This is a genomic window from Prosthecobacter sp. (assembly GCF_044227185.1).
Classification (GTDB): Bacteria; Verrucomicrobiota; Verrucomicrobiia; order Verrucomicrobiales; family Verrucomicrobiaceae; genus Prosthecobacter.
The window spans coordinates 337,786-364,524 of record NZ_JBGAFO010000005.1; the positions used below are offsets into that span (position 1 = coordinate 337,786).

Sequence of the window (26,739 nt, forward strand, 5' to 3'; positions counted from 1 at the left end):
TGATGCGTGGCTTCCAGAACGGGCTGAAGCCCGAACTACGTACTCAGATGAGCTGCGGAGATGTCGCATCAATGAGCGGCCTTTTTCTTTGGGGCGGAGTGTTTCCACTCGAGGATCTGGCCGTCTTGATCGAGGCGGGTTTTTAGCTTGGTATAATCGACCTGCTGGACGGGGATTTTGTCGTCGATGGCGAGGGAGGCGGCGGTGGCGGCGCTTTGGCTGGTGCACATGAGGACGGGCTCCATACGGATGCTGCTGAAGGCGGTGTGGCTGGCGCTGAGCGCGAAGGTGACGAGGAGATTGTCGCACTCGGTTTGCTTTGGCACGATGGCCGCGTAGCCGATGCCGTAGGGTGGTGCGCCATCGCGGCCGCCGGCGGTTTTGCCTTCGCGGGTGACGACACCGTCCTTCACGATGCGGCGGATTTCGTGGGTGTCTGTGCCGTAGCTGCCGAGGCTGATGGGCTTTGGGGCGGTCTGACGGCCGAAGGTGTGGTGCTCGGTGAGGACGAGGTCGCTGATCATGCGGCGGGCTTCGCGAACGTAGATCTGGTGGGGCCAGCCGCCGTTGTCGGTGAATTCGTCTTTGGGCAGACCGAAGCGTTGCATGTCGTGGCGCACTTTTTCTGGGACGCGCGAGTCAGTGGCGAGGAAGTGGAGGAGGCCGCGATGGTAGTTTTCGTGCTCCCTGGCGATTTTTTCGCGCTGGGCGTAGGAGGCCTCCGGCCAGGCGTGGGATGCGCCGGGGAGATTGCCGCCGAAGGTGGCGGTGTTGAAGTCCCACTTGTCATTGGGCAGGGCATCGTGCTTGGAGAACCAGCGCAGGTCCATGGCATCGCCATTGGCGAGGCAGGCTTCGATGAAGCGGACGATGATCTCGTAGCGTTTGGGATCGTAGTCTGTGGGCGGTGTGATGGGGATCATGTTCGCCGGATTGGTGGTGAGGCAGAGGCGGAAGCAGTAGGCCTGCACACCGGGGGCAGGCTCGCCGGGTGTGCCGGGCTCGCCGGACTGGATGAGCGGGAGGAGGCCGCTTTTGGGGTCGCCTTTGATCACGTAGGGATCGAGGGGAAAGTCGCGGTCCCACACGCCCTGGCCGCCTTTGAGACGGCCGCTCTCGCCAGGCTGCTCGTAATGGGTGTGAGGCATGAATTTTTCCACGTAGTGGATGCCGTTGTAGGTCTCGCCATATTTGGCATTGCCCTCGCGCATGAGGGTGTAGCTGACGCCGGATTTCGCCATGAGATCGCCTTCATAAGTGGCGTCGATGAAGACCTTGGCGCGGAAGACGGTGCCGTCTTCGGTGGTGAATTCGGTGATGTGTGCGCCGTCTTTTTTGACGGAGGCAAGGCGTGCGCCGGTGTTTACTTTGACACCAGCTTCGCGGGCCATGTCGTTGAAGACCTGCTCGGCTTTGTGAGGCTCGATGGCATAAGCGCCGCCGGTGGCGGGACCGCCGGCTTTGCTTTCAAAGGCTTTGTCCCAGGCGAGGGTAACGCCCACGGTGGCGGCGAGCTTGGTGAAGTATTCGCGAGCGATGCCGCCGACGGAGCGGGGATCGCCAATGTCCACGGCGCTGAGGCCGCCGCTGGTCATGCCGCCGAGGTGTTTGCCGGGCTCTGCGATGACGACCTTTTTGCCCATGCGCGCGGCCTGAACCGCGGCTGCGACACCACCGCTGGTGCCGCCATAGACGCAGATGTCTGAATCCACCACAGCGGCAGCGGCGAGGGACGACGAGAGGGCAAAGGCGAGCAGGAAGGACTTCATGGATGGTAGCGAAAGCAGACGCGGCCCGAGGACGCACCTTGCTGGTCAAGAGGGCTGACCAACGGCGAGATCGACGAAGATGATGGAGAGAGGCGCACCTGCGGTGAGCGTGACTTCGAGGCTGTTTTTGCCTTCGCGCAGGAGTTTGGCGGGGATGATCCATGCGCGCAGTTCCTCCGGCTTTGCGAGCATGGAGGGATAGGGAACGGCGAAGGGGTCGGAGACGTCGGTGGTGGCTGAGACGGGTTCGCCATTGAAGGTGGCGGTCCATTGATCGGTGCCGAGTGATCTGTCTGACTGAATGCGGATGCGGGCGTCGTTTTTCCAGCCGCCCGTGGGCGGGGCGAGATCGAAATTGAACTTGGCGGGTTTGCTGGCTTCGACTTTGCGGGGGACGGGCAGCGGCTTCATGCCGGGGGCGCGCCAGCCCTGGGCGATGAACCAGTGCTGCGGCTCCCGTGCGAGCGCCTTGGGATCGCGCAGGGCTTTGAGGGCTTCAAAGGGGGGCTCGCCGAAGACGCCGCGGCCTTCGCCCTGGCCATGCTGACGGTAGTAGGCGAAATTGAAGAGGCTGATGCCATCGGCACCGCGTGCGTAGGCGAGGTGGGCAGAGGTGTGCAGGTGCTCGCGGGTGGCGCGGCGGAAGGGAAAGACATCGTAGCCTTTCAAGAGCTTGTCGCCTTTCCAGAGGGTGTGGCAGAGTTCGAAGTAGAGAGTGGCGCCCTGTGTCTGCGTGCGAATGGCGGCGAGGTCGTGCTGCTGGGTGGTGAAGTAATGCTCGGAGGCATTGACCATGTCGAGTCCGGCGGCGACGAGGGCTTTCAGGTCGAGGCCGAGGACATCGAGCGCGGGAAGATGGCAGGGGACGCGGGCGCAGAGCCAGCGGCGTTTGCCATTGCGGGCGGTTTGATCGAGCAAGGTGCGGACTTCGCGCACGAAGCCGGTCATGATAGCGCGGCGCTGATCGAGAGGAGTTTCCTCCAGGCGGAAGTAGCTGTAGGTGCGGAGAAAATCGAGCTCGAGGCCGTCGAGGTCGTAGTTTTCGCAGAGCTCGCGGATGAGGGCGAATTTTTGCGCGCGCACTTCGGGCACGGCCCAGTTTTGCACGAGGTCGGCTCCACGCAGGGAGCCTGGTATGATGCGGTATTCGGGATGATCGACGTAATGTTTTGTGACACTCATGCCGATGCTGCCGCCGGGTTTGTCTCCGGGCTTGGGATCGGCGAACTCCTTGTGGTGAGCATCGTTCATGCGGAAGGAGATGAAGGCGGCCTGCTGGCGCTGGTGGCAGCGGTCAATGAAGACCTGAACGATATCGCCGCCATTGAGGACGAACTGACCAAAGGGATCGGGCTTTTGGCCATAACGCTGTTTGATCCAGGCGTAGTGCTCCGCGAGGGGGATCACTTTGCTAGGCCACATGGGGACCATGCCGAGGCCAGGCTGGAGAAGGTGGGCGTCCACGAGGCCTGTGACTTCGTCCACGGTGGCTTCGAGCATTTCTTTGCGGAAGGGCTCGCGCTCTTTGTGGAAGGGACTGATGCAGGAGGTGATGTTGGTGGTGTCGTTGCTGTAGAGGACGCGGGGCGGGGTGCGCGGCGAGTCTGCTGCGCGCGCGAGCCAGGGCAAAGTGGCGGCTGCTTTGATGAAGTGACGGCGCGTGGTTCCTGACTGATTCATTGGGCGGGAAATGTGAAGCAGTTCACGGGTTGTTTGAGAGTGCCGCTGGCCAGACTGATTTCAATTCGTGGACGATGAGTTTACTGAGCTGTGCGGAACCGCCCTTCGTGGTGAGGGAGAGGGTGTGATTGGAGGGATTGGGGAAGAAATCGCGGGCGTGGTTTGCTTCGCCGTGATTGCCGAAGAGCTCGATGCTGGTGATGTCCAGCAGAACGCGGAGGATGAGTTTGCCGTTTTGAGGTTTGAGAGAGAGCATGGCGAATTCGCGATCGCGGCCGGTGATTCTGAGGCGCTGCTCTTTGACGTCGTAGAAGATTTGATCGCCACGGAGATTGAGAATTACCTGCTCTGCTTTCTGCAGATCGAGTTCGAGATCAATGTCGAGGAGATCGCCGGAGATGTCTTTGAGGGCATTGGTGCCGGGAGCGAGCGTGGCGGGTTTTACCTCTTGAGTCTTGGTGTAGAGCTTTTCGATTTCGGCGACGGGTTCGCTGAAGAGGCGGGGGCCTTCGGGGGTGGTGCGCAGGGTGAGTTCGCGGGGGAAGCTCATTTGCTGATTGAAGGGCATGCCGGGCCAGCTTTTGGGGCCGTCTTTGCCGGTGCTCATCCAGCCGAGGTGCACGCGGCGGCCATTCGGCGCGTCGGTGAAGCTTTGCGCCCCGTAGAAGTTGCCGCCCCAATTGGTGCGGATGGGATCGGTTTCGGGGGTGAATTTGTGGCCGTCTAAGGTGCCGAGGATGTAGTCGCCGCTGCCTTTTTGGAAGACCCACTTTGTTTTTGTGGAATCGCCATCGATGGGGAGTTCGAACATGTCGGGGCATTCCCAGTACCATGAGCCGGGGCCAAGCTCCTGGATGAGCTTCCACGATTTCAAATCGGGGGAGCGGAAGATGCCGTAAGTGGCGTGCTCGCGGTCTTTGTTGTTGCGGGAGAGGGAGAGCACCATGATCCAGGCGCTGCTGGGTTCGTGGTAGAAGATTTTGGGGTCGCGGTCCTTGGTGGCGGGCGTGACGAGGAGAGGATTGCCTTGGTAGAGTTCGAAAGTTTTGCCGGCATCGTTGCTGAAGGCGAGGCACTGATTGATGCGGTCGCCGGACTTGGACTTGTCGTGCTCAGAGTAGAAGAAGAGCAGCGGTGGCTGCTCGCCGCGCTGAACGCCGGAGCGATTTTTCCAGTCCACCATGCCTGAGCCGGAGGCTGCTACGCCGTTTCCCTTGGCGATCTGAATGGCTTCGGGAAGGCGCTGCCAATGGAGGAGATCGGTGCTTTTTGCGTGTCCCCAGGTGATGCCTGAAACATCAGGAGGACGGTGCTGATGACAGAGATTCCAGGTGCCCTGGTAGTAGAGAAGTCCATTGGCGTCATTGAGCCAGCCAGACAAAGCGGTGTAGTGATACTGAGGGCGCAGGGATTCGTAGCCGAGCACGCTGGCATCCACAGGCAAGCCCTTGGCCTTGTTGCTTTGAGCGAAGCTGTCTACTGCGATGCTGCCGAGCGGAGACTGATCATTGACGCGAATCTGCGCTGTCTTCCCTGCGAGATCGCGCACGTCCCAGGTGCGCCAGAGCATGGCTTTTGATGGGTCTTTAATTTCGGTGGCACTGGCGGCGCGGACGACTTTGCCGTCGATGAGCAGTTCGGCGCCAAGGCGCGCCGGTAGATCACGTGCGCCAGCGACTAGATAATTTATGAATGAGCGCTCCAGTTTGAAGGTGGGAGACGTGAGGGTACCGGTACCTGCTGGGCCTCCGCCACCGCTCCATTCGATGCCAGTGCCTTCAAAGGCTGCGACGCGATCTCCCGGCTTAACGGGGGCCGGCGCGAAGGCCTTGCCAGTAACCGTCCAGCCGCCGAGATCGCTGGTTTCGAAATCTCCCAGGACAATGTCGCCTTCCTTGATGGGAGTCTTCGGCTGTGCCGCCACCTCCTTCTTTGTCGCCGCTTTTACCTCCTGTTTGGGTGGCTTGGCTTTGGCAGCGGCTTTTTTCCCGGGCCCCTCGTGAAGCTGCTTTGCCATGGCGGCCAGCGTTTCCGCGTGGGTGGCGTCTTTGACGAGATTGTGGTTTTCGTGGGGATCGCTGTGTTCGTCGTAGAGCTCGGTGCCGACGAGTTCGTCCTTCATGTTCTTCCACTCTGTGTAGCGCCAGCGGTCGGTGCGGACGGAACGGCCCATGAACTTTTCTTTGCCGGTGCGCAGGTATTGACTGAAGACAGCCCTCTTTCCTTTTTGCTCCGGATTGACCAACAGGGGCGCGAAGCTGGTGCCTTCGAGATGTGAAGGGAGCTGAAGGCCGCAAAGTTCGGCAAGCGTGGGGTAGATGTCCACAAATTCGACCAGCGCGCGTGTTCGCTGGCCAGGCTTCCGACCGGGTGCGCTGACGATCAGCGGAGCGCGTGTGCAAAGCTCAAAGTTCGTCATCTTGGTGAAGATGCCGTTTTCCCCGAGGTGATAGCCATGGTCGCCAAGGAGGACGACGACTGTATTCTCGCGCAGGCCCAGGCGGTCGAGTTCATCCAGCACGCGGCCGATCTGGGCATCGACAAAAGTGGTGCAGGCGTGGTAGCCGCGAATGAGATTGAGAGCCATGGCGCCCGGGATGCCGCCGGCAGGTGGCACATCGCCGTAGGTGCGGAGTTCATACCAGTTGTGCAAGGCAGGAGCGGGCACATCGGGCGAGGGCTTGTAATTGTCCGGGAGCCTGATGGTGTCCGCGGGATACATGTCCCAGTATTTCTGCGGGCAGGTGAAGGGCAGATGAGGCTTGTGGAAGCCGACGCCGAGGAAAAATGGCTTCCCCATGTCCTTGAGGCGCTGCAAGGTTTCGATGGCCTTCGCGGCAGTTTTGGCGTCGCTGTAAACATCATCGGGCTCGTCGGCGGCTTCATAGGGAGGACCGCGCACGAGCTTGGGACGCTTATCCGCCGGGAGTTTTTTGATGGCCTTCAGCTTTTCGTCTGTCTCCTTCAAAAACCAGCTTCGATCCGGGATGCCGTGATACCACGAGGGCTCGCTCCAGGACTGCGGGTCATCGCCGGGCTCGCGCTCGCTGTGGTGGAAGATTTTTCCCAGAGAGAGGGAATGCCAGCCATTGTTTTTAAAATGCTGTGGCAGCGTGACGATCTCGGGGAGCTGAGGACGGAGGAAATGCTGATTGTCCAGCACACCGGTAGTGTCCGGGCGCACGCCGCCGAGCAGGCTGGAGCGTGAAGGATTGCAGACGGAGACCTGGCAATAGGCGCGCTCAAACAAGGTGCCGCTGGCGGCGAGCTTGTCGATGTTGGGCGAGTGGATGTGCTTTGCGCCGTAGCAGCCGAGCTCTGCTCGCAGGTCGTCCGCCATGATGAAGAGGACATTGGGCTGCGCCGCAGTCAGCGAGCTCAACGAGAGGAGGAAGAATAGAAAAATGAGTCTCATGGGAGTTTTTCGACAGCTTTCTTTTTGACCTTGGCGGGCTTTCCTTCGGCCTCGCGCATGCGCTGCACCTTGGATTTGTAGCCTTCGGAGAAGTTCGTCTGGGTGGAGCGAAGATGTGTGAGCATGTCCTCGCGCATTTTATTGAGAGTGGTCAGGTGGGCGGGATCTTCCGCGAGGTTGTTCATTTCAAGGGGGTCTGCATCGAGATCGAAAAGGAACTCTCCTTTTTCCTCCACCCACCACTTCCAGCGGCCGTCCGTGGCCATCATGTTCAAGGGAGCGCGTGTGCCGATCTCGCTGATGGCGAGCGGTCGCACCTTTTCTTTTTTTCCAGCGGCCACCGGCAGCAGCGATGTGGCCTTACGATGTGGCGAGAGTGTACCGCCGATGGCTTCGACAATGGTGGGATAGACATCGAACATCTGCACGGGTGCCTTGGTGTGGCCGGGCTTCACCTGGCCGGGGAGGCGCACCACCAGCGGCACGCGGGCGGACTCCTCATACATGCGGCCCTTGGTGAGCATGCCGTGCGCGCCCATCATTTCGCCATGGTCAGCGGTGAAGCAAACCAGCGTGCGGTCCCAGGTGCCGCGCTTTTGGAAAGCTTCCACCACGCGGCCGATGCAGTCGTCTGCGAGGGATATTTTCCCGAGGTAGTTGGCAAGCATTTCGCGTGTTTCGGGGTGGCCGATGGTGCGCATCTCGCGGCGGAAGGTTTCCGGCACATTGGAAGGAAGCGTCAGCTTTCCTGCTTCATACATGGTGGCGTATTCGCCGGGAGCATCGAGCGGTGGATGGGGCGAGTGCAGGCTGAGCACCACGCAGAGGGGCTGATCCGCCGGTTGTTTGCCCACGAAGTCGGCGGCTTCGCGGCTGACAAAGACATCGTGGTAATGCTCAGGCGGGACGAGGCTGGGCTTGGGCTGAAACTCCCACTTCACGTAGCGGTCGTGCATTTCCTCGGCGACTTTTTCGAGCAGGCCGAGCTTGCGCAGGTACTCGGCATACGGATTGCGCTCGGTGACGGAATCCACGGGGCCGGAGACATCGAAGACGTAGTCCAGGCCCAGGGCGCGATGGTAGTCCTCGATCTTTGGATAGGCCTCGCGCACGCTGGGGCCGGAGGTCCAGTGGGTCTTGCCGATCTGCGCGGTGGTGTAACCGGCGGCCTTGATGTCGCGAAACATCGTGGCTTCATCGGCAGGGGCATGGTAGTTCAGTGCATTGCCCCAGATGCCGTGGCCGCCATTGTGCGGATACAAGCCGGTGAGCAATGAGACGCGGGCGGGCATGCACACCGGTGATGTGGTGTAGCAGCGGTCAAAGACCATGCCTTCTGCCGCGATTTTATCCAGATGCGGCGTGCGCACCTGCGGGTTTTCCCAGCTTAGGTAGCGAGGGCTCCATTGATCCACCAGGACCACGAGCACATCCGGTTTGCGCGCAGGGGTGTCGCACAGGGCTGGAACCGCCATGCCGAGCAGCAGAATGAAAGAAAGCCATTTCATAGGGAGAGAAAAAATCACGCCCTGTAACGAGCTTCACTGCATGCTTTCGCTGCACTTTCCGCTTTTGTTGATGAAGAATCCTATCCTATTTCCAGTCGTCGGTGCGGAAGGGCGAGGCTGGAAGGCCGGCACCATTGACCAGGTTCCCCTTGGGCATTCCGGCAAAGCTGTAGTGCACGGCTTTGGGGTCGGTGATTTTGTCGTTCCAGACGATGACTTTACCGGCTTCGACTTTGGCACTGGCCCAGGCGAATTTGCCATCCGCACCCGCGATGGCGAAGCCCTCGAGCTCGCCCGCGGAGGGCTTCAATCCGTCGGCGTAGTCGAAGGTGAGCAGCATCTTTCCTTTTTCAGCCGTCGCTGATTTGAGCAGGGGCCCGGTGGGCAGAGGGTTGGCTTTTTGATACACGTCATGCAGCACGATGGTGGAGAGGCGTGTGGCGTACTCTGACTTGTTGGTGGGGTGGCCATTGAGTTCCCCGTGCAGGTCCATGGTGATGGCCATGCTGGTGTGCGGAACGCTGAGCGTGCGGCGCTGCTGATCCCGCACGGCGACGCCCCACCCCTTCGGCTCGGAGGGGAGTTTTTGCACGCCTTTGACCGCGGGAAGCTGGACATAGGCGAAGTGGAAGTCGTCATTCCAGCGCGCGCGCCAGTCGGTGATGAGCGTGCGAAGCTGCGTGCCATACAGGGGGCTGAAGGGACCGGCGGCATTGCGCTCGCCCTGGTACCAGATAACGCCGCGGATGGTGAAAGGGACCAAGGGCGCGATCATGCCATTGAACAAGCCGCCGGGTTTCATGACGCCAATGTTCTTGAATGGCAGCGGTGCCTTTGGTGCGGGCTGCTTGGCCTTGAGAGCGGCGGCGCGCACTTTCAGCCATGCGGCTTTGTCTTCGAGAAACTTTTTCTGAGCGGTCTCGGGATCGAAACCCGTGAGGCGCTGCTGCCAGTCTTCGAGCGGCGGCTTAAGCTCGGTCACGGTCTGCTGAGCGGAGGCGCTGGTCCAGGCCTCGATGGGGGTGCCGCCGACGGCTGAGGTGATGATGCCCACGGGTTGCTTGATCTCGGCGAGGAGATCGCGAGCGAAGAAATAGCCCATGGCGGAGAAATCGCCTACGGTTTCCGGCGAGCACACGCGCCAGGAGCCCGGGCGATCCTGGACGGGTTCGTCCGCAGGAACGGGAAGCTGGTAGATCTCATAGGGCTCATCATGCACGAAGACGCGGATCTCTGGATGCTTGGCAGCAGCGATCTCGGCATCCGCATTGTCCACGAGGCCGTGCATCTTGTCCTTGATGCGCATCTCCATGTTTGACTGACCGGAGGCGAGCCAGACTTCGCCGACGAGGACGTCTTTGATGACCTTGTCGTTCACATGGATCTCACCTCCGCTTGCGCTTGGGGCCAGAGGATCCAGCCGCACCTGCCAGCGGCCCTTGCCATCCGCCTTTGCGGACTTTTTCTGACCCGCGAAGGTGATGGAGATTTCCTCGCCAGAGGCCGTCCAGCCCCAGAGTGTGGCCGGTTTGCCGGCCTGCAAAACCATGTGGTCTGAAATGACGGCGGGCAGGCGCACCTCCGCGAGCCCAGAGGATGCGGACAGGAGCAGCAGCGCGATGGCGGGAAGAGGTTTCATGGTGATGCGGCATGATGACGTGCCAGCTTCCGCCATGTTTCTGGTAAAAGGATCTGACCACCAAGGAACTGATGCGAGCCGTGCGAGCACCGGCGGCCGAGGTGCGTATGTGATGCACCATGAAATCCGCCTTCCGCCTTTTTTCCTTCTTGCTCCTGCTCGGCAGCCTTTCTCTGCATGCAGAGACCAAGGCGCCGGCGGTGGTGATCCCGTCACATACCCGCCAAAACGATGTGGTCTATGGCCGCAAATTTGGGTTCGCGCTGACGCTGGATGTCATCACGCCGGAGAAGCCGAATGGTTTTGGCATTGTGTACATGGTGAGCGGCGGCTGGGTTTCGGGCTACTCGCCGAATACTCCGCCTTTCTACGCTCCATTTCTTGAGCGTGGGTACACCGTCTTTTCGGTGCGGCATGCGTGCCAGCCGAAGTTCATCATTCCTGAGATCACGCAGGATATTCACCGCGCGGTGCGGTTCATCCGGCACAATGCCGCTCAATGGAAGGTGAATCCGGACAAGCTGGGCATCAGCGGTGGCAGTGCAGGCGGGCACCTCTCGCTGACGATGGCAGTGCACGGCGGGCCTGGAGATCCAAAGGCGACGGACAAGGTGGATCGTGAGAGCAGCGCCATTCAGGCGGTGGCATGCCTGTATCCACCCACGGATTTCCTCAACTACGGCAAGCCCGGCGAGGATGCCGTGGGAGTGGGCACGCTGAAGAATTACAAGGGGGCTTTTGGCGCTGAATCAGACACGGCGGAGGGACGGCAGCGCCTGGGCAAGGAGGTCTCGCCGATCTACTACATCACCGCGCAACTGCCGCCGACCTTCATCATTCATGGCGATCAGGACTTCCTGGTGCCGATCCAGCAATCCGAGACCTTTGTGGCCAAAGCCAAGGAGGCAGGTGCGACGGCGGAACTGGTCGTGAAACCGGGCGCAGGCCATGGCTGGACGGATCGCCAGCCGGACTACGCCCAGTTTGCGGAGTGGTTTGATGCTCACCTGCGCGGCATCAAGAAGTAGCAGCCTGGGTTTACTTGGTCGGGAACGGGTTCCGCTCTTCAAAGCCGGCCTGGTGCCAGTAGGGGTAGATCTTCGGCTTGTCGCTGGCGGCGTCGAGCTTTGCCACCTGCCCGGTGGTGAGGTTCCAGCCGACGGCGCCGAGGTTTTGACGAAGCTGCTCCTCATTGCGGGCACCGATGATGAGCGAGGAAACCGTGGGGCGCTGGAGCAGCCAGTTCAGAGCGACCTGCGGGACGGTCTTGCCGGTTTCGGCGGCGACTTCGTCCAAGGCGTCCACGACTTTGAAGAGGTATTCATCCTCCACCTGCGGGCCCATTTCCCTGCTGAGCTTCTGGGAGAGGCGGCCGCTTTCCGGCTTGGGCTGGCTGCGGCGGATCTTGCCGGTGAGGCGGCCCCAGCCGAGGGGGCTCCAGACGACGGCACCGACTTTTTGATCGACACCGAGGGGCATGAGCTCCCACTCGTATTCGCGGCCAACGAGGGAGTAGTAGGTTTGATTGGCGACGTATTTGGTGAGGCCAAACTTGTCGGCATGCGCGAGTGACTTCATGAGATGCCAGCCGGAGAAATTGGACACGCCGAGGTAGCGGATTTTTCCAGCGCGCACGAGATCGTCCAGCGTGCCGACGACTTCCTCCACGGGCGTCATGGCATCGAAGCCGTGAAGCTGGAAGAGATCAATGTAGTCGGTGCCGAGACGCTTGAGGCTGCCCTCCACGGAGCGGATGAGGTGCCAGCGGGAGGAGCCCACATTATTTGGCCCTTCGCCAAAGCGAAAGGTGCCCTTGGTGGAGATGAGCACCTGATCGCGGCGGCCTTTGATGGCCTGGCCGAGAATTTCTTCCGCGAGGCCGTTTGAGTAAATGTCGGCGGAGTCAAACATGGTGAGGCCGTGCTCCAGGCAGATGTCGATGAGGCGTGAGGCCTCCGCGACATCGGACGCGCCCCATTCTTTGAAGAATTCTGTGCCGCCGCCGAAGGTGCCGGTGCCGAGTGTGAGTGCGGGGACTTTGAAGCCGGAGCCGCCGAGTTGTCTGTATTCCATAGGAGTTTGTGAGGTGGGTTGTTGAGAGTGTGAATGAAGCTAGGAATTGAAATGGCGCAGGCTTTTAAAAACATCCGCGGCGATTTCGAAGGAGTGCAGCCGGGCCTGCTGATCGTGGATGTGGGCGGTGGCGATGATTTCATCCGCGCCGGTGTCATTGAGGAGGACTTCGATCTGGCGGCGGAAAGTTTCCGGGCCGCCGACGGCGGAGCATCGGGTCATGCGCGCCACATGCGCCGCCTCAACGGGGCTCCAGAGGGCGTCGATGTCGTCGACGGGTGGCGGCAGCTGCTTGGGCCAGCCGCGAATGAGATTCAGAAACACCTGCTGCAGCGAGGTGAAGAGGCGCTTTGCCTCGGCATCGGTGTCTGCGGCGATGACGTTTACACCGATCATCACATGCGGCTCCTGCAGCGCTGCGGAGGGCTGAAATTGACTGCGGTAGATGTCCAGCGCCTGATGCAGCAGCTCGGGTGCGAAGTGGGAGGCAAAGGCGAAGGGCAGGCCGAGCTCTGCGGCGAGTGTGGCGCTGAAGGTGCTGCTGCCGAGGAGATAGATGGGCACATGAAGCCCCTGCCCTGGCACGGCGTGCACGCGCTGGCCAGGGACGGGATCGCCAAGGAAGCCCTGCAACTCGCGCACGTCTGCGGGGAAGGTATCGCCACTGCTGCCGAGACCGCGGCGCAGAGCACGTGCGGTGAGCTGATCGCCACCGGGTGCGCGGCCGAGGCCGAGGTCGATGCGGCCTGGGTAGAGAGACTCAAGGGTGCCGAACTGCTCCGCGATGACCAAGGGCGCATGATTGGGCAGCATGATGCCGCCGGAGCCGACGCGAATGGTGGAGGTGCCGCCCGCAATGTGGCCGATGACCACGGAGGTGGCCGCGCTGGCCACACCGGGAATGTTGTGATGCTCCGCCACCCAGTAGCGGTGGTAGCCCCACTTCTCCGCATGCTGCGCCAGATTCAGCGAGTGGCGGAAGGACTGCGCCGCGGTCTCGCCCTGCAAAATGGGGGACAGATCCAGGACGGAGTAAAGGAGGCCTGAGGAAGTGTTCATAACTGAGGGTAATCGGTGTAGCCCTTGGCGCCGTCCGCATAGAAGGTGGAAGGATCGGGGGTATTCAGAGGGGCACCCGAGGCGAAGCGCTTTGGCAGATCCGGATTGGCGAGGAAGGGCACGCCGAAGGCCACGGCATCGGCATCACCCGCAGCAAGGATGGCATTGCCGGACTCGAGGGTGAATTTCTCATTGGCCACATACACGCCGCCGAAGGCTTTCTTCAAAGCTGGGCCGATGCTGCTGGGGGCCTGATGCTCACGGGCGGCAATGAAGGCGATTTTGCGGCGGCCGAGTTCACGCGCGACGTAGCTGAAGGTTTCGAGGGGATTTGCATCGCCCATGTCATGGGCATCGCCGCGTGGAGCGAGGTGCATGCCGACGCGGTCGGCTCCCCAGACGGAGATGACGGCATCGGTGACCTCGAGCATGAGGCGCGCGCGATTTTCCACGGAGCCGCCGTAGGAGTCGGTGCGCTGGTTGGTCTTGGTCTGCAGGAACTGATCGAGCAGGTAGCCATTGGCACCGTGGATTTCGACACCGTCGAATCCGGCGAGCTTGGCGTTTTCAGCGCCTTTGCGGAAGGCCTCGATGATACCGGGGATTTCGGAGAGTTCGAGAGCACGCGGTGTAACGAAGGATTTTTCAGGACGCACGAGGCTCACATGCCCAGCGGCGGCAATGGCACTGGGGGCCACGGGCAGGGCGCCATCCAGAAACATGGGGTCTGAGATGCGGCCGACGTGCCAGAGCTGGAGAAAGATGCGGCCACCAGCCTCATGCACGGCCTGGGTGACGAGCTTCCAGCCGGCCACCTGCTCCTGCGACCAGATGCCGGGGGTATTGGCATAACCGACACCCATGGGTGTGACGGAGGTGGCCTCGGTGAGGATAAGCCCGGCCCCGGCGCGCTGACGATAATACTCGGCCATGAGGGCGTTTGGGATGCGCTGCTGTCCGGCACGGGCGCGGGTGAGCGGGGCCAGGAAGATGCGGTTCGGCAGGTGCAGCGGGCCGAGCTGGAGGGAGTCAAAGAGAGTGGGCATGGGAGTTTAGTTCTATTGTTCACAAATACGGAACAATAGAAATATTGAACTGCAAGTGAAATTAATGTAGCATGCAGCCATCAGACCTCTCCACCATCCTCCAGCCGAAAGTTTTACTGTGCCCGGCATCCTGCATGCCTTGTCGGACCCGGTGCGTCTCAGCATCGTGGCAGAGCTGCGCAAAGCGGAGGAAGGCCTGAACTGCGTGGAGACGACCGGCCGGCTGAAGTGCACGATGCCGAAGTCCACCTGCTCCCAGCACTACCGCATTTTGCGGGAAGCCGGCATAATCCACAGCGAACGCCGCGGGGTGGAGCTGACGAGTAAGGTGCGGCGCAGGGAGCTGGACAGCCGGTTTCCGGGGCTGCTGGATGCCATTCTCAAAGCATGGAAGCGTGAGCACGGGGAGTGAGGGCTAGTCAGCCTTCACCAGCCCCAGTTCTGCAAAAAACGCCTCCATCTTCTTGAGGGTCTCTGCGTAGGAAGTGGGATCTTTGAACATGTAGGTGTGGATGGCGTCCTTCGGCGCGACCAAGTCGATGCGGTTGCCGGCTTTGCGCATTTCATCTGTGAAGAGCTGGGCTCCTTTGAAGGGGGTGGTCGTGTCGCCGGTGCCATGGAAGAGCAGTGTAGGAGGGAGGCCTGCACGCACCTGATGGGCGGGAGAGAGCTCCTTCCAGCGCTCGCCAATCTTGGCATTGCCGTAGCCTTCCAGAGAGGTGTCGATCACGGGTGAAAACAGCACCAGCGCATCAGGGTGGCAGGACACGGAGAGATCCTCATCGGCGTGGTCCACGCCGTCAAACATGGCGGTGGCTGCAGCCAGATGACCACCTGCTGAGGCACCGTTAGCGATGATCTTGTGAGGATCGATGCCCAGCTCCGCCGCATGGGCGCGGACGTAGCGCAGGACGGCACGGGCATCCTTCACGCATTCAAAGACGGTCACGGGTGTCTTTGCCTTGTAGAGCCGGTATTCCACACTGACCGCCACCATGCCCAGCTTTGCGCAATGGTCCGTGAAGGCATACATGGAGCCGGGGGCGCCGCTCGTCCAGCCACCGCCATGAATGGCCACAAAGCAGGCACGTTTGTCACCCGCCTTCAGTCCCGCAGGATTGAAGAGCTCGAGATGCAATTCCCGGTCGCCCACTCTCTTATAAACCATCCGCCGTGAAGGCTTCATTCCCCGGGTCAGTTGTGCGGTGTAAACCGGAGGCTTCGCGGCCGCCGCCAGCTTGCCAAGCTGGGCCTTGGTGGGCAGTTTTCCGAATGAGTCTTCCGAGATCGTCAGGTGCAGCACCTGCTGCCAGCGGTGTGGCATGAAAATGTGCATGATGCCGTTCTCGGTAAAGGCATCGAGGTAGGAGCACTGGGAATTGAAACCGGATACGGCATGCACGGGAGAGACGGCATTGGCACAGACAAAGTGCGGCTCGCTCCAGGTGTGGCCCTCGTCGGTGGAGAGAGAGGCCCACACTTCGCTGCGCATCTTCATGAGCTCGGCTTTGTCGCTAAGCTCGCCATTGCCGGTGACGGGCACTTTGTTGTGATGGAAAGCCAAGAGTGTTTTGCCATCGGAGAGAGGGAAGAGCATGGGCGGAGCATCGGGATGGACCAGCGTGCTCGGCGCGGGCGGCGTCCAGGTTTTGCCATCGTCCTGGCTCCAGGCGGTGAAGAGGTGGCCCTGCGGCGTGCGGGACATGAAGAGCACACGTCCACCGCCGAGATTCAGCGGGCGGCCTTCGTCCATGCGGTGGAAGCCTTCGGCGATCCAGCCTTTGGGCCGGGCACCGGGAAGCACGGTCCAGGTTTTGCCCTGGTCCTCGCTGCGCAGCAGGTACTGCTGGGTGGTGAAGGGCTTCACAGACCAGTCGGCGAGGTGGGAGCCGAGGAGCCAGGTGCCGGCATCCGTCTCTGTCATGCGCATGACTGACATGCCTTTGAAATCGGGATCGTTCACGGGCGAGATGAGGTTTACCTCAGACCAGGTGTGGCCATCGTCATCGGAAGTGCGCCAGCCGATGGGGGCGTTTTCGCGCTGGCCGTTTTCCCAGGTCCATTTGCCGGGAACTGGCTGGGTGCCGAAGGCATAAATGCGTTGCGTGCCGCGTGGGATCAGCGGAATGAAACCGTGCTGCCCATAGGGAATGTCATAGGCCACGGCGGGCTTGCTCCAGGTTTTGCCGTGATCTGAGGAGCGGCAGGCCATCATGGAATTGATCTTCTCCCCCTTGCTCTTGGCATAATGATCTCCCTCGGGGAACATCAGCAGGAAGTCGCCTTTGGGAGTGATGGTGGCGCGGGTCTCCAGAATGCGCGTCTGCGTACGGTGCACCACCCGCCCTTTCATGGCCGAGACCATGAGGAGGCCGCTGTTTTGATCCAGCATCAGTCCCTTGGGCGGCGACTTGGCATTCACATCGATGCCATTGACCGTCACCGTCTCCATGAGCGGGAGTGGATCCAGCGCATGGAGGGATGCCGAGGTGAGAAGGAGCAGCGCGAGCGGTTTCATGGTCGGAAACATGCCTCCAAGACGAGCAGTCAGAGGGGTTGTTGCTGGTCAAGGCAGTTGACCACTACTTGGAGGCAAGCCGTGCAAAGTTCCGGATGATGGCGCGCACGTTGTCGCCGCCGCAGGTGCGGCCGGGCGTGGCGCGCTCGTTCCAGTAGGTTGGGGAGGCGAGAACCTTGTGAGCCATAAGCACTTTCAAAGCATCATCGGTGCCCTGAACGGAAGAATCGAAGTTCTTTGCCATCTTGAGCAAGAGCGAGGCCACCTGGGCGCCATCACAGCTCTGCCCTTTCTGCGCATGCGAGAGCCAGTAGTCTCCGGACTCCACGATCTTCTTATCTGCAAGGGTCTTCACATCGGCGATGATCTGCTCATTTGGCGGCATGGACGCCGCCGGTTTAGACTCTGAAACAGGTGGGCGAGCCTTGCCCTCCAGAATCTGCTTCTCCGCCACCAAGCGCTCGCGCAACGCGGAATAAGGCACGTCCTGGACGGTGAGATTTTGATCCACTGCAATGCTGGCCGCAGCGCCCGCGGCATGGCCCACCATCATGAACACCGGCTCCATGCGCACGGAGCCATAAGCGGCATGCGATGAGGACAGACAACTCACAACCAGGAGATTGCTGCATTCCCCCGCCTTGGGACGCAGCGAACGATAGCTGATGGGAAAGGCAGAGAAGCCGCCGACGTAGAAGCCGCGCTCCCTATGCAGCAGGCCGGCTTCATCGACGTAAAGCGTCACGCCATGGGAGTCGAGAGGGTAAGAGGCAAGTGCGACGCCGTCCTCCGCACGCGGGCCGCCTTTGGCGTCGTGCTCGGTGATGACGTAGTCGCTGATCATGCGCCGCGCTTCGCGCACATACAGCTGGTGCGGGAAATGGCCGGTGTCCGCAAAATCATCCTTCGGCAGTCCCCAGCGCTGCATCTCGGTGCGCACTTCGGCAGGCAGGCGCTCATCGTGTCCCAGGAACCACAAAAGACCCAGGGTGTAGTCCTTGTGCAGTTGGAACAGTTTGTCGCGGGTGGCGTAGTCGCCCTCCGGCCAGCCGTAGCTGGCGCCAAACATGTCGGTGCCAAATTCGCTGCCGCAGTTGGAGTCGGTCTTGCGATTTGGGACGAGTTCGAAGTTGATGCCGAGGTCGCCACCGTTGCCGCGCAGGCCGACGGCGGCGTGCTTGCGCGGGCCGGGCTTCACGTTTTTCATGTTGGCGATGTGGCGGGCGAGCAACTCGTAGTCGAGCGGGTTGTAGCTGGCGGGCTTTTCGATGGGCACGCGGTTGTCCTCGATGTCGGTGAGGCAGACGCGGAAGTTGTAGGCCTGCACACGGTGATCGGCGCTGCCTTTGGGAGCGGGCGGCTTCGGCTCCACCCGTGGCAGCAGGCCGCTCGTTGGGTCGCCCGGGACGACGTAGGGGCTGATCTTTGGGAAAGGCGCGGGAGTGAAGGGAAAGGTGCCATTGAGCGTTTCCCCATACTGGGCGTTTGCTTCACGCCCTACGATGTACTTCACGCCGGCCTTCGCCATGAGATCGCCCTCATAGCTGGCATCAATGAAGACTTTCGCGGCGAATTCACGCCCGCTTTCCATGCGGATGGTTTTGATCTTCGCACCGTCTTTGACCACGCCGTTTTTCAAATCAAGCCGCTCTCCAAACACCACCTGCGCACCGGCTTCGCGGACCATGTCATCATACACGGCCTTGGCGGCACGCGGCTCGAAGAGGAACTGTGCCTGGATTTCCTCCATGCGTGGCCCGTCAACGCCCCAGATTTTGGGCAGCCATGAGAGGTAGTCCTCACGCTTCTGAAAGCGCCAGTTCTCGGGCTTGCGGTAGAACTGATACACGCGCTGATAAAACTCGCGCGACAGGCCACCGATGGTCTCGGTGGAACCATTGTCCGTCATGCCGAGGCCACCGCTGCTCATGCCACCGAGGCGTTGGGTCGATTCAATCAGCACGGTCTTCTTGCCCAAGCGTGCGGCTTCAACGGCAGCGATAACGCCGCCCGAGGTGCCGCCGTAGATGCAGACATCAACGGTCGTAAGCTCTGCCGCGAAGGATGGCAGGCAGCAGAAAACAAACAAGACGATGGATCTCATGGCTGAGGCACAAGAGGTTTGATACCGAACTCCTCTGCAACAGGCATGGCTTTGGCCAAGTCGTTCACCAGAGGGAAGTTCACACCGGCATTCCACTGACGGCGAAGGCCCTCGGGTGTTTCATCGTGGTAATAGTTCACACGTACTCCGGCGGCATTGAGCAGCTTGACGGCTTCTAGTGGAACTTCTCCTTTGCCGAGAAGCTGGATGAACTGCGCCTTCATGGCGATGGTGTCCTGCGCGTAGGTCATGGATTCATTCTGCCGCTCCATGTTGCAGATGAGGATGTCCGGCACTGCCACACGAGCGGCCTTTGCCGCATCGGCGGTCGCAGCGAGAAAGGCCTGATGCTTGCGCCCGGTTTTGGCGATGACCTTCGCCGTGGCCTCGCCGAGAGCAGCCCCGCCTTTGAGATGGCAGTTGAGCCAGACGTTTTTGGGAAACACCGCCAGCGCCTCTTCAAAGGTGGGGATGCGGGTGCCTGCAAAGCGGGCGTCCATTTTTGCCCCGGCATCCAGCGCCTTGATCTCCGCCAGCGTGAGATCGGCCACCTTGCCTTTGCCATCGGTTGTACGGTTTACAGTACCGTCATGCATCAGCACGAGCGCGCCGTCCTTGGTGAGCTGCACATCAAACTCGATCATGTGAGCGCCGAGGCGAACAGCCTCCAAGAGCGCAGGGATCGTGTTTTCGGGATGCGTGCTCATGGCACCGCGGTGCGCGCAAAGGCCACGCGAGGGCATGGCCGTGTCTTCAGCATGACCTTGAACCAGTGTAGCGAGCGTCAGAACGGATAGAAAAAAGTGAAGGCGACTCATGGATGAAGACCAACGGAGCCAAGCGCTCATTTGAGTTCGAAAAAAGGCTGCTTCAGAGCGGCCTCGTCTTTGTGAAGCATAGGCCCCAGGCGGACCGGAATGTCGGTTTCGAAGATGTCCGCGCCGAGGCTGAGAAAGCTGCGGTAGCCTTCTTCGATCTCCTGGATGTCCGCGACCTCACCACGGATGACCTTGAGGTCGAGATGACGCGAGGTGCCGGCCATGCAGGAGGCACCTTTGCGGTGAATGAAGTCATACAGCGCCACATCCTGAGGCGGGGTGTGGCCGACGAAGGCGATGATATTTCGCCAAGGGATGCCAGTCTGGTCGAACTCCTCCGCCTTGGCCACGGTGGGGATCATCACTTCCATCACAATGTCAGGATTCACTTTGTGGACGGCAACCGCGTCTTTGAAACTGGAGATGATCAGCATCACATAAGCCTCGGCCTTGTGCCGCGTGACAATCTCGGCGCGCTCGACAGGCGTCACGTCTTTTTGATCCAGCACGAGCACCGTCTTGCCGCGCGCCCACTCGATCACTTCATCCAGGGTCGGCATCTGGAAGGCTGTGACCTGGCCTTCGGTGTCTTTAAGGCGCAGTTTTTTCAGCTCCTCTAGGGTGAAGTCCAGCACCTTTCCCTTTCCTGTGGTGGTGCGTTCCAAGGTGGCATCGTGTAGGATCACGATGGCGCCGTCCTTGGTGCGGCGGGGGTCGATCTCCAGCATGGAAAAGGTGCGCTGAAGCGTGTGCTCGAAGGTGGGAATGCAGTTCTCCGGAAAACCCTTGGTGGGGCCGCCGCGGTGGGCGCTGACGAAGGGCAGGTGCTGCCCTTTGAAGGAGAGCACGGCCTGCAGGTCCTGCGCCGTCTGCGGATGAATGCGGTGCAGCGGCTTGGTGGCAGCCTCTTGCGCGCCCGCCATCCATGAGGTGAGCAGCAGCAATGAACTCAGATAAAGGGTGGTCTTCATGGACGCTTGATGGATGGAGTTTCGCCGAGCCAGATCCAGCGCACGCCATCCACGGCGATGCGCCCATCCGTATCGGCGTTGCGGAGCTCAAGGAAGCCGCTATCGCCAGCCTTGAAATGGAACTCTCCCAGCGGCACCCAGATGAATGGCGTGGTCTGCTCGCGCTGATTCACGGTGAGCTTTGCGGTGCCGTCTGCGTGCTTGACGATGACGGGGGTATTTGTCGCCTGGAATTTCGATGGACGGAAGCCCAGGCAGACCTGGTAGCGGCCCTCACGCGGCAGCGTGGGTTGGAAATGCGCACGCGCAGGAGCCACCTTGCCACGCACCACCTGATCGCGATGGATGCCGGGACCATGGAAGACATCCGAGTAGCGCCGTGGCAGGCCGGCGATGTAATCGGGAAAGGTGCCGTTCCAGCGCCCGGCGAGTTCTCCTTCGAAGTCGTCCAGCGTGATATCCAGCGGCTCGGCGATGCCCACAGGCACCTCCGCCGTGAGCAGGCGACGACGCCCAGTGGCATCCGTGACGAGCAGACTCACGTGATGCGTCTTTTCGATCTCAAAGACATGCACGACTCGTTCGCCTTCAGCCCCGACAGCGCCATTACCGGTGAAGTCCCACTGGATCTGCTTCAAAGCGTCTTTGTTGTGGCCGCTTGGGATGGCTTTGAAGATGACTTTGTCTCCGGGCTTTGGGCGTGCAGGCGTCCAGGTGAGCTTGAGCTGGGGCTGATAGCCCGCATCCAGCACGGCACCTTGCTCCGTCAGGAGGCTGCGTAGCTTTTTCGTGTCCACCTTCTGCACCGCATTTTTGTCTGCCAGTGAAATGCCTGCGGCGGTCCCCGCAGCCTGGCCGAGCATCATATAGACAGGCTCCATGCGCAGAGAGCAATAAGCGACGTGAGTAGCAGAAGCACACACGGGAACGAGCAAGTTTTCGACATCCGGCGGCACGAGGCTGCGGTAGGGAATGTCATAGTTGTTCACCGCCACGTGGCGTGTGTGCTCGGGCACAAGCTTGCCGTTTTCACGGAGGTACTGCACCACGTGACAGTCGATGCCGTAGCTGCCGGTGGCGATGCCGTCCGGCTTCCAGCGGTCCTGCGTGAGATCATTTTCCCGCAGCACATACGCGCCCAGCATGCGGCGGCCTTCGCGTACGTAGAGCTGGAAGGGCCAGTGGCCGTTGTCGGTGAATTCATCCTTTGGCAGGCCCCAGGTGCGGGCTTCGTTGCGGAAGGCTTCGGGGAGTTCGGGGTCGTTTTGAAAGTAGTAGAGGCGGCTCATGAAGCCATCGCGGATGCGGGCAGCAATGCGCTCGCGCGTTTCCCAGCTTCCCTCGGTGTATCCTTCACTGTTGCCAGCGAAGTCGCCCCAGTTGGCGTCATACTTGGCACCAGGATGGGCTTTGTCGATGGTGGTGAAGAAGCTGCCAAAGCCGGTGGCCTTGCCTTCCTTGATTCGCTTGCCATCGGTCGGGATAAAGGGGGTGGGATCGTAGTGCTCGGGCTTGGGAAACAGGACACGATTGGCCGTATTTGAGGTGATGGAGACGCGGTAGTTGTAGGACTGGGTGCGGTGGTCGCCCATGCCGATCTGTTCCTTCGGTCCCATGCTCACTCCGGCAAGCTGCTCACCGTACTCACTGCGGCCTTCGCGACCCACTCGGTGCGGCACCTTCGCACCGGCCATCAGATCGCCCTCGTAGCTGGCATCGATGAAGACATCACCGGTGAAAGTGCGCGTCGTGTGTGAGGCGAGGTCATCGACGATGAGCGCGGTGACGCGAGTGCCCGCCTTGGAACGATCAGCATCGATCTGGGTGTTCTTATAGCGGTGCTTTTTCCAGACTTTGATGCGCGGCTGCCCGGCCAGCATCTGCTCAAAGATGAGCTCGGCGACGTGGGGCTCAAAGGTGGCGCCGTTGCGCGCGGCTTTCAGCTCCTCGGAGTCCGCACCGTATTTGTCGCTGTAGTATTTGACGATGCGTTTGAAAAAATCGTCCGCCAGTCCGCCCACGGTGGCGCGGTCTCCCATGTCCGTGGCCACCAGACCGCCGCTGACCATGCCGCCCACGTGCGCATTCATTTCCACCAGCGCCACGTCATGCCCCTGACGTGCGGCGGCGATGGCCGCCGTGATGCCCGCCGGAGTGCCTCCATAGACAATCACCTCGCGGTGGATGGTCTCTTCGGCATGGACAGTGCCGAAAAACAACAGGAGAGGGAGGAGACGATGCATCATGGGGGGAGTGCTTTGCCGTTGGTGAGCCAATCCAGATTAAAACGGGCAAAATGCAACTCGTCCCAGTAGTGCGTGGACCCTTTGTCGGCGCGTTCGTAAATGTAGCCGATGGTTTTGTCATCGAGCACGACGATGTCTGAGTAGGAACCGGGATGCGGCCAGATGGTTTTGCCAGCGGTCCATGTTTCACCGTCATCATGGCTCAGGCGAATGGTAAGATTGTAGCGTCCGTAGGGATGCTCTTTCTGGCGGAAGGGTGAGGCGGGACTGGAGAAGAGGAGCGTCTTCGCATCAAAGCGCTCCACCGGGCCATGACAGCGCGGCGTGATGAGTTCTTCGAGACGATGGAGATTGCTCCATGTAATCCCACCGTCTTTACTGATGGCGGTGAGATGGCGCAGGTTGTCCGGGGCATCTTCGCTGCTTTCATTGCGACTGATCACGCGCACATCGCCATTGGTCAGCTCAAGAAACTGGCACTCGCTGGTGTGGATGCCGATGGTGCCGCCCAGATGCCAGGTGGCGCCGTGATCATCGCTGTAAAAGCAGTGGGCAAAGCTGCGCAACCGGCCTTTGCCAACGTCTTCGCGATGCCTCCCTGGCACGAGGAGGCGGCCGGATTTGAGCTGGATCATGGCATTCCCCGGACCGCAGCCGTAGCGCTGCACCCAGCCCTTTTCCCACTGCACGGCATGGCTTTTCGGATTGCCGCGCGGTTCGCCGTCATCGCCTTTGCCTTGGAGAGTCTGCCACTCCGGTTTGATGACCTGCTCATGGATGACAACCGGCCCCTGCCAGCTCAGGCCGTTGTCAGTGCTGGTGAGATGGGCGTACTGCTTTTTGTCCTTCAGGAAGAAGAGCCAGAGTTTTTTTGTTCCGCGGTCGAGCCCGACGGTGATATCCGTGCAGACGCGGTTTTCGTCATCAAGAATGGTGATCTCATCGCTCCAGGTTTTGCCTTTGTCGGTGCTGCGCTTCATCACGATGTCGTGATTGCCGATGTCTCCGGGGCCGTCATTGCGGCGTTCGCAAATGACGAGGATGTCGCCGTCCGGAGCCTGGATGATCGAGGGGATGCGGTAGTTTGGCTTGTTCTTGGGAGTCAGCGCAAACAAGCATGACGTCTCAAACAGAGGTTCCGCCGCCGTGAGCCGGCCGCCGAGCGAAAGAAACAGAACTGCCAGGAGAATTTTCATCGTTGGAATCCGTGCACCGGCTTTACTGGGCAGCCGTGAGCCACTCGAGATTAAACCGGGCCAACGTGAGGCGGCCGCCGGCAAAGCGGGCCAGTGCGGAGCCATCGCCGCTGCGGCCGTAAAAGCAGAGGATGGTGCCGCTCTTCGTCACGGCGATGTCCGAGTACATGCTGGGTCCGGGCTCGATGGATTTGCTCACCGGCCAGGTTTTGCCTTCATCGCGGCTGATCTTCACGCTCACGTTTTTGCGGTCGCGGTTTTTGCCCGGTTCGGCCTTGCCCTTCTCCTTCTCCAGATTGTGCGGGTTGGAGAAGAGGATGAGGTTCTGGCCGTCGTAATTGTAGCGCACGATGCCGCCCATGCAGATGGGTTCGAGCAGGGCTTCGTCAAACTTGGGTGTGCTCCAGCCAGTGGCGCCGTCTTTGCTCACGGTGACGAGGCGGCGGTGGGCCTTGGATTCGCTGCGCACATTGAGCATCACGCTTCCGTCATTGAGCTCGATGGCCACGGTTTCATTTGGGTTGATCCATTCCTCGGTGCAGGGCACGGCGATGTCGCCTGCCTTCCACGTTTTGCCCTGGTCATCGCTGTAGATGGTGGCGGTCACGCTGGGACGGTGGGCATTGCCACCGGTGCCGGTGGAAAGCCACACAGGGACGACGAGGCGTCCATTTTTGAGCTGGATGCTGTGGTCCGGGCCCGTGGCCAGCACCTTCCAGTCGTAGCCTTTTTTGAAAACACCAAACGTGGCGGTGATCTCGGTGGGCTTGCTCCAGGTCACTCCGTCATCCTCGCTGCGCTGGTAGAAGCAGCGCTCGTACTCCAGGCAGAAGAGCATGTGCACGGTGCCGTCTTTGTCGGCGATGAGCACAGGGTTGTTGTAGGTGACGTCGTTGGGATCGACGTTCTTCATGCGCATGGCGAAGGGGTTTTTCGCCTTGGGTCCCTCCACATTGGCGATGCTCTGCGGGGCGCTCCAGGTCTTGCCTTCGTCCGTGCTGCGGCGCAGGAGGATGCGGATGTCGTCCCAGTCGCTGACACCGGCAGCGCGCTTGCGCGCCTCGCACCAGGCCAGCACGCTGCCCTTCGCCGTCACCACGATGCCGGGGATGTGGTAAAGCTGGTACGCGGGATTATCGCCCACGATGAAGAGGTCTTGTTTTTCGATGAAGGGTTCGGCAGCGGAAAGGGCTCCGCAGAGCAGCAGGAGAGATGCGAGGATTTTCATGGTTGGCTGGGTCAGGGATTGCAGATTACGGATCGTTCGGGAGCACTTCGTTGCCATTGAGACTGGTTTTGACGCCTTGATCACGAATGGCTGAGGTCGTGACATTGTTGCGGACGAGATTGGCCTTGGCAGCAGTGTCGAGTTCGAGCGTGCCCGCGGTGTGAGTGTTATCTGACCAAATCCATCGGCTCGCCTTCAGCACCTGATTGCCTGGGAGGCGGAAAGTGTTGCCACGAACGGTGATGCGGGAAGATGCCACCTCAGCCACCGGCGCATTCACGAAGCTGCCTTCGCAGATGTTGTCGGCAAACACGATGTCCTGCATCGTCGTCATCGCAGGATTAACGCGATCATAAAACTGGAGGTCACCATCGAAGACATTGCCCGTGAGCGTGATGGCCTGATAGCAGCAGCCCAGCGATTCCTTGCGTGTCTCAAAGCGGAGCGTGACTTTCGCGTCTGTGGTCTGATTGCGGAAAACATTTCCAGTCACTGCCACATGAGAGACGGTGGTGGCGAGTGGCAGCGGCTCGGTGCGAAACACGAGACACGCCCCCCAGTTCTTCAGTTTCGCCCCGAAGGCGGGTTCGACGATGTTGCCGCTGACAGTGATGTGGTGCGAGCCTTCCGTTATGTTGATCCCGGTGCGGATGAAGAAGACCTGATTGTCGCAGATGCGCACATTGCGCGAGCCGAAGATCACCTGCGGGCCGTCTTCGCAGTTGATGATGTAATTGTCCGCAATGAGGCCGCCATTGCATTCCGCGAGTTCGATCGCCTTGTTGCCGCAGGTGTCGATGAAGTTGTGGTGCACCTGCCAGTTTTTGAACTGCGAGGCCTGGCGTTCCGGCTGGCCGTAGAATTTGGCACCCGCACCGTCTTTGCTGGCCGCAGCGGCTTCGGCGGCGGGAATGACGTACTTGGCATTATACAGGTTTGAGGCAGGCTTGGTGCAGCCTGCCGCCTGCTTGGCGTCGTAGATCCAGCAGTTGCGCACGGTGATGTTGTCGCAGGAGAGGAGCATGGACTCGGGCTCGTCCAGGCGTGCGTTGAAGCCCATCACGGAGCCACCGCCGATGAGCTTGTCGTTGCCGGTGTAGCGCAGATTTTCGATCACCACATTGTTCGCCGGCACTTTGGCGGAGCCGATGCGCATGGGAAAGTAGCGCAGAGGATTCGGCGGAGTCTTGGGATCCAGATAGATGTGAGTGGCGTGGCCCTGGCCGCGGAGGGTCACATTGCTTTTGATGATCACGGTTTCATCCCCTGCCTTGCGGGAGAGTTTGAAATCGCCAACGCCAAGAACCACGGTGCCACCACCGGCAGCCGACACCTTGTCGATGGCCTGCTGCAACAGCTCATCTGCATAGGTCTCCGCACCAGGCGCGGGCACCTGTGTTTCCAAGCCCTGAGCCAGGGTTCCGGCTTGCATGGCGAGCAGGCAAAGAAGTGCTGAAATCGAAACGCGT

Annotated in this window: 18 protein-coding genes; 2 read left to right on the top strand and 16 right to left on the bottom strand. The window is 60.8% G+C overall.

Annotation, left to right across the window (positions count from 1 at the left end; genetic code table 11):
* Positions 1-68: 68 nt before the first annotated feature.
* From ACILSQ_RS14425 to ACILSQ_RS14445, 5 genes are all read right to left on the bottom strand, one after another.
* Positions 69-1,769, bottom strand: a complete 1,701-nt coding sequence (locus tag ACILSQ_RS14425) for an FAD-dependent oxidoreductase (protein ID WP_395744342.1) — start codon at positions 1,767-1,769, stop codon at positions 69-71.
* Between the two features lie 45 nt (positions 1,770-1,814).
* The gene (locus ACILSQ_RS14430; protein ID WP_395744343.1) at positions 1,815-3,449 is read right to left on the bottom strand and encodes a hypothetical protein; all 1,635 of its coding nucleotides are present in this window, start codon (positions 3,447-3,449) and stop codon (positions 1,815-1,817) included.
* A 22-nt stretch (positions 3,450-3,471) separates the two neighbouring features.
* Positions 3,472-6,864, bottom strand: a complete 3,393-nt coding sequence (locus ACILSQ_RS14435; protein WP_395744344.1) for a sulfatase-like hydrolase/transferase — start codon at positions 6,862-6,864, stop codon at positions 3,472-3,474.
* The gene (locus ACILSQ_RS14440) at positions 6,861-8,372 is read right to left on the bottom strand and encodes a sulfatase (RefSeq protein WP_395744345.1); all 1,512 of its coding nucleotides are present in this window, start codon (positions 8,370-8,372) and stop codon (positions 6,861-6,863) included. The genes ACILSQ_RS14435 and ACILSQ_RS14440 overlap by 4 nt, the downstream gene beginning before the upstream one ends.
* A gap of 85 nt (positions 8,373-8,457) precedes the next feature.
* Entirely contained in the window at positions 8,458-10,011 is a 1,554-nt protein-coding gene (locus tag ACILSQ_RS14445; protein WP_395744346.1) for a sialate O-acetylesterase, read from the bottom strand.
* Between the two features lie 119 nt (positions 10,012-10,130).
* Here ACILSQ_RS14445 and ACILSQ_RS14450 point away from each other — a divergent pair, with 119 nt between their 5' ends.
* The gene (locus ACILSQ_RS14450) at positions 10,131-11,039 is read left to right on the top strand and encodes an alpha/beta hydrolase (RefSeq protein WP_395744347.1); all 909 of its coding nucleotides are present in this window, start codon (positions 10,131-10,133) and stop codon (positions 11,037-11,039) included.
* A gap of 10 nt (positions 11,040-11,049) precedes the next feature.
* Here ACILSQ_RS14450 and ACILSQ_RS14455 read toward each other — a convergent pair whose 3' ends face one another.
* From ACILSQ_RS14455 to ACILSQ_RS14465, 3 genes are read right to left on the bottom strand one after another with little or no spacing between them, the layout of a single operon-like run.
* Entirely contained in the window at positions 11,050-12,084 is a 1,035-nt protein-coding gene (locus tag ACILSQ_RS14455; RefSeq protein ID WP_395744348.1) for an aldo/keto reductase, read from the bottom strand.
* 39 nt (positions 12,085-12,123) lie between these two features.
* A complete protein-coding gene (locus ACILSQ_RS14460; protein ID WP_395744349.1) occupies positions 12,124-13,143 on the bottom strand; it encodes an LLM class flavin-dependent oxidoreductase in 1,020 nt (339 codons plus the stop codon).
* Positions 13,140-14,189, bottom strand: a complete 1,050-nt coding sequence (locus ACILSQ_RS14465) for an alkene reductase (protein WP_395744350.1) — start codon at positions 14,187-14,189, stop codon at positions 13,140-13,142. The genes ACILSQ_RS14460 and ACILSQ_RS14465 overlap by 4 nt, the downstream gene beginning before the upstream one ends.
* Before the next feature lie 118 nt (positions 14,190-14,307).
* On the opposite strand from ACILSQ_RS14465, the gene ACILSQ_RS14470 reads away from it, so the two are divergent.
* A complete protein-coding gene (locus ACILSQ_RS14470; RefSeq protein WP_395744351.1) occupies positions 14,308-14,601 on the top strand; it encodes an ArsR/SmtB family transcription factor in 294 nt (97 codons plus the stop codon).
* A gap of 3 nt (positions 14,602-14,604) precedes the next feature.
* Here the strand turns inward: ACILSQ_RS14470 and ACILSQ_RS14475 are convergent, their stop codons facing one another.
* The 8 genes from ACILSQ_RS14475 to ACILSQ_RS14510 all read right to left on the bottom strand — a co-directional run bounded on the left by ACILSQ_RS14475 (position 14,605) and on the right by ACILSQ_RS14510 (position 26,702).
* Complete coding sequence (locus tag ACILSQ_RS14475) at positions 14,605-16,707, bottom strand: exo-alpha-sialidase (RefSeq protein WP_395744352.1); 2,103 nt, start codon at positions 16,705-16,707, stop codon at positions 14,605-14,607.
* Between the two features lie 64 nt (positions 16,708-16,771).
* The gene (locus tag ACILSQ_RS14480) at positions 16,772-18,811 is read right to left on the bottom strand and encodes an FAD-dependent oxidoreductase (RefSeq protein WP_395744353.1); all 2,040 of its coding nucleotides are present in this window, start codon (positions 18,809-18,811) and stop codon (positions 16,772-16,774) included.
* Positions 18,808-19,518 (bottom strand): glycerophosphodiester phosphodiesterase, encoded by a 711-nt coding sequence (locus ACILSQ_RS14485; protein WP_395744354.1) that lies wholly within the window; start codon positions 19,516-19,518, stop codon positions 18,808-18,810. Before ACILSQ_RS14485 ends, ACILSQ_RS14480 begins: the two co-directional genes overlap by 4 nt.
* Positions 19,519-19,655: 137 nt before the next feature.
* Positions 19,656-20,600: a glycerophosphodiester phosphodiesterase family protein gene (locus tag ACILSQ_RS14490; RefSeq protein ID WP_395744355.1), complete on the bottom strand. Its 945-nt coding sequence runs from the start codon at positions 20,598-20,600 to the stop codon at positions 19,656-19,658.
* Positions 20,597-22,846 (bottom strand): FAD-dependent oxidoreductase, encoded by a 2,250-nt coding sequence (locus ACILSQ_RS14495; protein WP_395744356.1) that lies wholly within the window; start codon positions 22,844-22,846, stop codon positions 20,597-20,599. Before ACILSQ_RS14495 ends, ACILSQ_RS14490 begins: the two co-directional genes overlap by 4 nt.
* Positions 22,843-24,042 (bottom strand): exo-alpha-sialidase, encoded by a 1,200-nt coding sequence (locus ACILSQ_RS14500; RefSeq protein WP_395744357.1) that lies wholly within the window; start codon positions 24,040-24,042, stop codon positions 22,843-22,845. Before ACILSQ_RS14500 ends, ACILSQ_RS14495 begins: the two co-directional genes overlap by 4 nt.
* 22 nt (positions 24,043-24,064) lie before the next feature.
* Positions 24,065-25,270: an exo-alpha-sialidase gene (locus ACILSQ_RS14505; protein WP_395744358.1), complete on the bottom strand. Its 1,206-nt coding sequence runs from the start codon at positions 25,268-25,270 to the stop codon at positions 24,065-24,067.
* Between the two features lie 25 nt (positions 25,271-25,295).
* Entirely contained in the window at positions 25,296-26,702 is a 1,407-nt protein-coding gene (locus tag ACILSQ_RS14510; RefSeq protein ID WP_395744359.1) for a right-handed parallel beta-helix repeat-containing protein, read from the bottom strand.
* Positions 26,703-26,739: the final 37 nt, after the last annotated feature.